At 70.7% G+C, this 10,086-nt stretch carries 2 protein-coding genes; both read left to right on the top strand.

Annotated features, from left to right (window positions below; genetic code table 11):
- A partial coding sequence (locus ACTWQR_RS54540; protein ID WP_443234809.1) for an SDR family NAD(P)-dependent oxidoreductase occupies positions 1-2,059 on the top strand: 2,059 nt, incomplete at its 5' end.
- Positions 2,060-2,109: 50 nt separating this feature from the next.
- Positions 2,110-10,086, top strand: a 7,977-nt coding sequence (locus ACTWQR_RS54545; RefSeq protein WP_443234810.1) for a type I polyketide synthase, incomplete at its 3' end; no start/stop codon positions are given.

Below are 10,086 nucleotides of genomic sequence, written 5' to 3' on the forward strand. Positions count from 1 at the left end.
GCTGGTGTTGCATGCCGTGGGTGCTTCGGCACTGCGGGTACGGGTCGCGCCGTGTGGCCCGGACGCGTTGTCGGTCGAGGCTGCCGACGAGGCGGGTGGTCTGGTGGTGACGATGGACTCGCTGGTGTCCCGGCCGGTGTCGGTAGAGCAGTTGGGGACGGCGGCGGACACAGCGGTCGTGAACTCGCTGTTCGAGGTGGCATGGGCAGAATTGCCTCTGGTCCAGGACGTGGGGCCGTCGCCGTCGTGGGTGGCGGTGGCCACGGCTGACGAGGTGACGGGGCTGGCCGGGAGCGCGGAGGTCCCGGCGGTGGTGGTCCTGGAAGCCGTCGGCGGTGACGAGGCGGACGCGGTTCTGGACCTGACCGCCCGGGTGTTGGCGGTGGTGCAGGCGTGGCTGGCGGCCGGTGTGGAGCTGGAGGAGTCGCGGCTGGTGGTCCTGACCCGGGGTGCGGTACCGGCCGGTGGTGAGGGTGGGGTGAGCGATCCGGCGGGCGCGGCGGTGTGGGGTCTGGTTCGTGCCGCGCAGGCTGAGCACCCCGACCGGATCATCCTGCTGGACATCGACCCGGCCTCGGACGACACAGCGGGATCCGCATGGGGTTCCGTGCTGGGTGCGGTGCTGGCCAGTGGAGAGCCGCAGATCGCGGTGCGCGGAGCCACCCTCTCCACGCCCCGCCTCGCTCGCACCACCGGTCAAGTCCCGGATGTCCCGGCCGTGTTCGGACCGGAGGGAACGGTCCTGGTCTCGGGTGCCGGGTCGTTGGGTGCTCTCGTGGCGCGGCATCTGGTGGCCCGGCACGGGGTGCGGCGTCTGTTGCTGGCCAGTCGTCGGGGTGCGGACGTCGAGGGTGTGGGTGAGCTGGTCGTTGAGCTTGCTGAGCAAGGTGCCGTGGTGTCGGTTGCGGCCTGTGACGTGTCCGACCGTGACCAGGTGCGGGCGCTGCTGGCATCGGTGCCGGACGAGCACCGTCTGACGGGCGTGGTGCATACGGCGGGTGTGTTCGATGCCGGGGTGATCGGAACGCTGTCCTCGGAGCGGTTGGCGAGGGTGTTCGCGCCGAAGGTGGACGCGGTGCGGCACCTCGACGAGTTGACCCGTGGCCTGGATCTGGATGCGTTCATCGTTTACTCCTCCGCCTCGTCCGTGTTCATGGGTGCGGGAAGTGCCGGCTATGCGGCGGCGAATGCCTTCCTGGACGGGTTGATGGCCAACCGTCGGGCGGCGGGCCTGCCCGGGCTGTCACTGGCCTGGGGCACCTGGGATCACACCACCAACATGACCGCTCACCTCAGCACGGACGACCAGGCACGTATGAGCAGGCGTGCGAGCCGTGGCGGCGTCGTGGCGCTCAAGCCCGCGGAGGGCATGGAGCTGTTCGATGCCGCTGTGAGGTCCGAGCAGTCGCTGCTGGTGCCGGTCAAGTTGGACCTTCGGGGGGTACGAGCCGACGCGGCGGCCGGTGCCGGTGTTCCGCACCTGCTGCGCGGCCTCGTACCGGTCGGCAGGCAGCAGGCGCGGGCAGCATCCACGACCGACGGCGGGCTGGTGCGCCGGCTGGCCGGGCTCGCCGAGGCGGCGCAGGAGGCACTGCTGCTCGACGTGGTGCGTGCCCAGGCCGCGGCCGTGCTCGGGCATGCCGGGCCTGCGGGTGTCCGGGCGGAGACAGCGTTCAAGGACGTCGGGTTCGACTCGCTCACGTCCGTGGAACTGCGCAACCGGCTGCGTGAGGCCACCGGGCTGAAGCTGCCCGCCACGCTGGTCTTCGATCATCCGACTCCGCTGGTCCTCGCCCACCACCTGCGCGACGAACTCGGTATCAGCGACGACGTGCTTTCCCGGGTGAACGCGAAAATCGAAGACGTCGAGTCGCTGATCAGTGGTCTGCGCCTCGATGGATCCATGAAATCCAGTATCGCGCTTCGCCTTCAGGGTCTGGTGGCCAGGTGCAATGGAGTATTTGAGCAGACGGAATTCTCCATGATGTCGGAAAAACTGGAATCCGCGTCGGTCGACGAAGTTCTCGACTTTATCGATGACGAACTGGGTCTCAGCTGAGATCGGTTCGAGGCTTCACGGCTCCATCAAACCTTCGTGAGGACTGAAGAATGGCCACGGACGAAAAACTCCTCAAGTACCTCAAGCGCGTCACGACCGAGTTGCACAACCTGCGGAAGCAGGGCTCATCGCATGCGGGTGAGCCGATAGCGATCGTGGGTATGGCGTGCCGTTTGCCGGGTGGGGTGGCGGGGCCGGCGGATCTGTGGCAGTTGGTGTGTGAGGGCCGGGACGCGGTGTCGGGGTTCCCCGACGACCGGGGCTGGGAGCTGGAGGGCCTGTTCGACCCGGATCCTGACCACCCGGGCACCTCCTACACCGATCAGGGTGGCTTCCTGCGCGGAGCCGGGCTCTTCGATGCGGGGTTCTTCGGTATCTCGCCGCGTGAGGCGCTGGCGATGGACCCGCAACAGCGGCTGCTGCTGGAGACCTCCTGGGAGGCGTTGGAGGATGCCGGTGTCGACCCGTTGTCGTTGAAGGGCACCGATGTCGGGGTGTTCTCCGGGGTGTGCGGTCAGGGCTACGGGGCCGGTGCCGGTGTGGTCGCACCGGAGTTGGAGAGTTTCACCGGCACGGGCGTGGCGGGGAGCGTGGCGTCGGGCCGGGTGTCGTACGTGTTCGGTTTCGAGGGTCCGGCGGTCACCGTGGATACGGCGTGTTCGTCGTCGTTGGTGGCGATGCATCTGGCCGCGCAGGCGCTGCGGCAGGGTGAGTGCTCGATGGCGTTGGCCGGCGGGGCGATGGTGATGTCGACGCCCGGCACCTTCGTGGCGTTCTCCCGGCAGCGGGGGATGGCCGCGGATGGCCGGTGCAAGGCGTACGCGGACGGCGCGGATGGAATGGGTCTGGCCGAGGGCGTCGGAGTGGTGGCGCTGGAGCGGTTGTCGGTGGCGCGGGAGCGTGGGCACCGGGTGCTGGCAGTCGTACGGGGCAGTGCGGTGAACCAGGATGGCGCGTCCAATGGCTTGACGGCGCCGAACGGGCCGTCGCAGCAGCGGGTGATCCGCAGGGCGTTGGCCGGTGCCGGTCTGGTCTCGGCGGATGTGGATGTGGTGGAGGGGCACGGGACCGGGACGGCTCTGGGTGATCCGATCGAGGCGCAGGCGTTGCTGGCCACCTACGGTCAGGGCCGGGACCCGGAACAGCCGCTGTGGCTGGGGTCGTTGAAGTCCAACATCGGCCATACGCAGCAGGCTGCGGGCGTGGCCAGTGTTATCAAGATGGTGCAGGCGCTGCGGCACGGCGTCATGCCCCCCACGCTGCATGTGCAGGAGCCCACGATCGAGGTGGACTGGTCGGCGGGCGCCATCGAGCTACTGACCGAGGCCCGGGAGTGGCCGCGCAACGGCCGTCCGCGCCGGGCCGGGATCTCCTCGTTCGGGATCAGTGGGACGAACGCGCATCTGATCCTGGAGGAAGCGCCGCCGGAGGAGGCGGAGCCTGTCCCCGAACAGCCGGAGCCTGTCCCTGAACAGTCGGCGCCTGCGGGTGCCGTGCCGTTGGTGGTGTCGGCGCGGAGCGTCGGTTCCCTGGCGGGCCAGGCCGGGCGACTGGCGTCGTACGTGGAGTCGGGCGCCGGCGGGGCGTCGCCGGCGGGCGTGGCGAGGGCGTTGGTGTCGGCCCGCGCGGTCCTGGGTGAGCGTGCCGTGGTGGTCGCGGGTTCGACCGAGGAGGCGCTGACCGGGCTGTCGACGCTGGCGCGGGGCGAGCGTGCCCCCGGCGTGGTGACCGGAAGGGCAGTCGGCTCGGGTGCGCCGGGCAAGATCGTGTGGGTGTTCCCGGGGCAGGGATCGCAGCGGGTCGGAATGGGCCGGGAGCTGTATGAGCGGTATCCGGTGTTCGCGGAGGCGTTGGACGAGGCATGTGCGCAGCTGGACGCGTGTCTGGCCGGGTGGGTTGATCATCCGGTACGGGATGTGGTGCTGGGCAGGGTGACCCCGGGCGCCGTGCTTCTGGACCAGACGGTGTTCACGCAGGCGGGGCTGTTCGCCCTGGAGAGCGCTCTGTTCAGGCTGGTGGAGTCCTGGGGTGTGCTGCCGGACGCGGTGATCGGACATTCGATCGGCGAGGTCGCTGCCGCGTATGCGGCGGGTGCGCTGTCGTTGCCGGACGCGGCGCGGGTGGTCGCGGCCCGCGGCCGGCTGATGCAGGCACTACCGCCGGGTGGGGCGATGGTCGCGGTGGCCGCCGGGGAGGACGAGGTCGCCGGGCTGCTGGGCGACGGCGTGGAGGTCGCGGCGGTCAACGGCCCGTCCTCGGTGGTGCTCTCCGGTGACCAGGACGCGGTCCTCGCGGTGGCCGACCGGTTGCGGGAGCGGGGACATAAAACGAAGCGGCTGGCGGTCTCGCACGCGTTCCACTCACTGCGGATGGAGCCGATGCTGGCCGACTTCGCCGCCGAGCTGAGCCAGGTGGTGTGGCGGCCGCCCGTGATCCCGGTGATCTCGAATGTGACCGGCCGGCCGGCCGAGCCCGAGGAACTCGCCGACCCGCAGTACTGGGCCAGGCATGTCCGGCGGCCGGTGCGGTTCGCCGACGGGATCGCGGCCGCAGTGCGGTACGGCGGCGAGCTGTTCGTGGAGCTGGGTCCGGGCGCGGCCCTGACCGGCCTGGTCGAGGAGACAGCCACCGCTACGGCGACCGAGGTGACATGTGTCGCGGCCCTGCGCGACGGCCGTCCCGAAGAGCAGACCCTGCTGGCTTCGATGGCCGAGCTGTTCGTCCGGGGCGTCGCGGTGGACTGGGCCGAGGTCCTGCCTGGTGGGACGGGATCCGCTCCGGTCGACCTGCCGACGTACGCCTTCGACCACCAGCACTACTGGCTTCGGACGGCCGAGCCGGCGACGGACGCGGTGTCGTTGGGTCTGGCCGGGGCCGATCATCCTTTGCTGGGTGCGGTGGTGCGGTTGCCGCAGTCCGACGGGTTGGTCTTCACGTCACGGCTGTCGCTGCGCTCGCATCCCTGGCTGGCCGATCACGCGGTCGGTGGCGTGGTGCTCGTCCCGGGTACCGGGCTGGTGGAGTTGGCGGTGCGGGCGGGTGACGAGGCCGGTTGTGGGGTGTTGGAAGAGCTCGTGATCGAGGCGCCGCTCGTGGTGCCCGAGCGTGGCGGGGTACGGCTCCAGGTGGCGGTCGGCGGACCCGGGGAGGACGGCTCGCGCACCGTAGAGATCTACTCGCTGAGCGAAGACATTGCCGACGAGGGTGGCGCGGAGGTATGGACGCAGCACGCCACCGGCATGCTGTCGTCGGCCGCCGCCCAGCCGGATGGCGTGGGCACCGCGTTCGACTTCGGCGCCTGGCCGCCACCCGGCGCACAGCCGTTGGACGTGGACGTCAGGGGCTTCTACGACGGTCTGCTCGAGCGCGGTTACGGCTATGGTCCGGCGTTCCAGGGCCTGCGGGCGGTATGGCGGCGCGGTGAGGAGGTCTTCGCCGAGGTCGCGCTGCCCGAGGAACAGCGCAAGGAGGCCGACAGGTTCGGTATCCACCCCGCGCTGCTGGACGCGTCCCTGCACGCGGGGATGCTCGCCGCCGCGCCGGACACGGCAGAGGAGGGATCCCCCGGCGAGCCGGTGCTGCCGTTCGCGTGGAACGGGCTCGTGCTGCATGCCGTGGGTGCCTCGGTGCTGCGGGTACGCCTGGCGCCGGGCGGGCCTGGCGCCGTGTCACTTGCGGCGGCGGACGAGGCCGGCGGTCTGGTGGTGACGATGGACTCGCTGGTGTCCCGGCCGGTGTCCACCGACCAGTTGGAGACGGCGGCGGATGACAGCCGTGACTCGTTGTTCGGGGTGGAGTGGACCGAGCTGTCGTCGGCTCAGGGGGCGGAGGCGTCGCCGTCGTGGGTGGCGGTGGCCACGGCTGACGAGGTGACGGGGCTGGCCGGGAGCGCGGAGGTCCCGGCGGTGGTGGTCCTGGAAGCCGTCGGCGGTGACGAGGCGGACGCGGTGTTGGCGTTGTCGTCCCGGGTGTTGGGGGTGGTGCAGGCGTGGCTGGCGGCCGGTGTGGAGCTGGAGGAGTCGCGGCTGGTGGTGCTGACCCGGGGTGCGGTGCCGGCCGGGGGTGAGGGTGGGGTGAGTGACCCGGCGGGCGCGGCGGTGTGGGGTCTGGTTCGTGCGGCGCAGGCTGAACATCCCGATCGGTTCGTGCTGTTGGACATCGATCCCGCTGCCGACGGTGGTGTGGAGCCGGTGTTGGGTCCGGTACTGGCCGGTGGGGAGCCGCAGGTTGCCGTCCGTGGCACGGCGCTGTCGGTCCCTCGGCTCACCCGTGCCGTTCCTCAAGTGCCCACCGCAAGGGCGGTGTTCGGCCCGGAAGGGACCGTTCTGGTCTCGGGTGCCGGGTCGTTGGGTGGCCTGGTGGCGCGGCATTTGGTGGCCCGGCACGGGGTGCGGCATCTGTTGCTGGCCAGCCGACGGGGTCCGGATGCCGAGGGTGTGGGTGAACTGGTCGCCGAGCTCGCCGAGCAAGGAGCCGTGGTCTCGGTCGCGGCCTGCGACCTGTCCGACCGCGACCAGGTGCGGGCGCTCCTGGCCTCGGTGCCGGACGAGCACCGCTTGACAGGCGTGGTGCATACGGCCGGTGTGCTGGACGACGGGGTGATCGGGGCGTTGACCCCGGAGCGGCTGGCCGGGGTGTTCGCGCCCAAGGTGGACGCGGCCCGGCACCTGGACGAGCTGACCCGTGGCCTGGACCTCGACGCTTTCGTGGTGTTCTCGTCCGCCTCGGGAGTGTTCGGGTCAGCCGGTCAGGGCAATTACGCGGCGGCGAATGCCTTCTTGGACGGGTTGATGGCCAACCGTCGGGCGGCGGGCCTGCCCGGGCTGTCGCTCGCCTGGGGCCTGTGGGAGCAGACCAATGGTATGACCGCTCACCTGGGCGGTGTTGACCAGGCACGTGCGAGCCGTGGCGGCGTGCTGGCAATCCTGGAGGCGGAGGGTGTGGAGCTGTTCGACACCGCCATCGGGTCCGGGCAGGCGTTGCTGTTGCCGATCAAGCTGGACCTGCGGACGCTGCGAACCCAGGCCGCAGCCGGCACCGGTGTGCCGCATCTGCTCCGCGGCCTGGTGCGGGTGGGTCGGCAGGCCGCGCGGGCGGCCTCCTCCACCGACGGCGGACTGGTGCGTCGGCTGGCCGGGCTCGCCGAGGCCGAGCAGGAGACGCTGCTTCTCGACCTGGTGCGCGCCCAGGCCGCGGCCGTGCTCGGGCATGCCGGACCGGCGGGTGTCCGGGCGGACACGGCGTTCAACGAGGCCGGCTTCGACTCACTCACGTCCGTGGAACTGCGCAACCGACTGCGTGAGGCGACCGGCCTGAAGCTTCCTCCCACGCTGATCTTCGACTACCCGGCCCCGCTGGCGCTGGCCCGCTATCTGCGCGACGAGCTCGGTGACACGGTGGCCGGCACTCCCTCGGTGGCTCCGGCGGTTGCCGCGGATCCCGACGAACCGATCGCGATCGTCGGGATGGCGTGCCGGCTGCCCGGCGGCGTGGCGGATCCCGAGGACCTGTGGCGGTTGGTCTACGAGGGCCGTGAGGGCATGTCGTCCTTCCCCGGCGACCGGGGCTGGGATCTGGAGGGCCTGTTCGACCCGGACCCCGACAGCGCGGGCACTTCGTACACCAGTCAGGGCGGATTCGTACGCGAAGCCGGGCTCTTCGATGCGGGGTTCTTCGGGATTTCGCCGCGTGAGGCGTTGGCGATGGATCCGCAGCAGCGGTTGCTGCTGGAGGCGTCGTGGGAGGCGTTGGAGGGCGCCGGTGTCGACCCGGTCTCGCTGAAGGGCACCGACGTCGGGGTGTTCTCCGGGGTGTCCAGTCAAGGCTATGGGGCCGGTGTCATCGCGCCGGAGTTGGAGGGCTTCGCGAGCACGGGTACCGCGTCGAGCGTGGCCTCGGGCCGGGTGTCGTACGTCTTCGGTTTCGAGGGTCCGGCGGTGTCGGTGGACACAGCGTGTTCGTCGTCGTTGGTGGCGATCCATCTGGCGGCGCAGGCGCTCAGGCAGGGCGAGTGCTCTACGGCCCTGGCCGGCGGCGTCACGGTGATGGCGACACCCGTCAGTTTTGTGGAGTTCTCCCGCCAGCGGGGCCTGGCCACCGACGGGCGGTGCAAGGCGTACGCGGACGGCGCGGATGGCACGGGCTGGGCCGAGGGTGTGGGCCTGGTGGTGCTGGAGCGGTTGTCGGTGGCGCGGGAGCGTGGGCACCGGGTGCTGGCGGTGCTGCGGGGCAGCGCGGTGAACCAGGACGGCGCGTCCAATGGCTTGACCGCGCCGAACGGTCCCTCGCAGCAGCGGGTGATCCGCAAGGCGCTGGCGAATGCGCGACTCTCCTCGTCCGAAGTGGATGTGGTGGAGGGGCACGGGACCGGGACGGCTCTGGGCGATCCGATCGAGGCGCAGGCGCTGCTGGCCACCTACGGGCGGGACCGGGACCCGGAGCGCCCGCTGTGGCTGGGGTCGTTGAAGTCCAACATCGGTCATACGCAGGCGGCTGCGGGTGTGGCGGGCGTGATCAAGATGGTGCAGGCGCTGCGGCATGGGGTTATGCCGCCGACCCTGCATGTGCAGGAGCCCACGACGCAGGTGGACTGGTCCGTGGGCGCCATCGAGCTGCTGACGCAGGCCCGGGAGTGGCCGCGCAACGGTCGTCCGCGTCGGGCCGGGGTGTCGTCGTTCGGTATCAGTGGGACGAACGCTCATCTGATCCTGGAGGAAGCGCCCGCCGTCGATCTGGAAGAGGTGCGGCAGCCGCCGGTGCCGGGTGGGGTGGTGCCGTTGGTGGTGTCGGCGCGGAGTGCCGGTTCGCTGGCGGGTCAGGCCGGTCGGCTGGCGGCATTCGTCGAGGGTGCCGATGGGGTGTCGTTGGCGGGTGTGGCGGAGGCGTTGGTGTCGGGCCGTGCGCTGTTGGGTGAGCGTGCGGTGGTGGTTGCGGGTTCGGGTGCGGAGGCGCTGGCTGGGCTGGGTGCGCTGGCGCGAGGTGAGAGCGCGCCTGGTGTGGTGGCTGGTAGCGCGTCCGGTTCGGGTGTGCCGGGCAAGGTGGTGTGGGTGTTTCCGGGGCAGGGTTCGCAGTGGGTGGGGATGGGCCGGGAGTTGCTGGATTCCTCGCCGGTGTTTGCTGAGCGGATCGCGGAGTGTGCTGCTGCGTTGGATCGGTGGGTGGATTGGTCGCTGGCGAAGGTGCTGCGCGGTGATGCTGAGCCCGAGCTGCTGGAGCGGGTGGATGTGGTGCAGCCCGCCAGCTTCGCGGTGATGGTGGGCTTGGCTGCGGTGTGGGCGTCGGTGGGTGTGGTGCCGGATGCGGTGCTGGGTCATTCGCAGGGTGAGATTGCGGCTGCGTGTGTGGCGGGTGCGTTGTCGCTGGAGGACGCCGTTCGGGTCGTGGCCCTGCGCAGTCAGGCCATCGCGACGCAGTTGGCGGGGCGCGGCGGCATGGCGTCGGTTGCGCTGAGCGATGAAGAGGCGACCGCCCGGCTGACACCGTGGGCGGACCGGGTGGAGGTGGCTGCGGTCAACGGCCCGTCGTCGGTGGTGATCGCCGGTGACGCCCTGGCCCTCGACGAGGTGCTGGAGGCGCTGTCCGACCAGGATGTCCGGGTGCGGCGGGTGGCGGTGGATTACGCGTCGCACACCCGGCATGTGGAGGACATCCGGGACACGCTGGCCGAGGTGCTGGCGGAGGTGCGTGCACAGGCACCGACCGTGCCGTTCTACTCGACTGTGACCGGCGACTGGGTTCAGGATGCCGGTGTTCTGGACGGCGGCTACTGGTACCGGAACCTGCGTGGTCAGGTGCGCTTCGGTCCTGCGGTTGCCGACCTGCTGGCGCAGGGGCACGGCGTCTTCGTCGAGGTCAGTGCGCATCCCGTCCTTCTTCAGCCGATCGCCGAGATCGTCGATGCGGCGCAGGCTGATGTGGTGGTGACGGGCTCGCTGCGGCGGGACGACGGTGGTCTGCGGCGGCTGCTGGCGTCGATGGCCGAACTGTTCGTCCAGGGTGTGGCCGTGGACTGGACGGGTGTACTCCCC

This window comes from Streptomyces sp. 2A115 (assembly GCF_052245575.1).
In the GTDB taxonomy this organism is placed as follows: domain Bacteria; phylum Actinomycetota; class Actinomycetes; order Streptomycetales; family Streptomycetaceae; genus Streptomyces.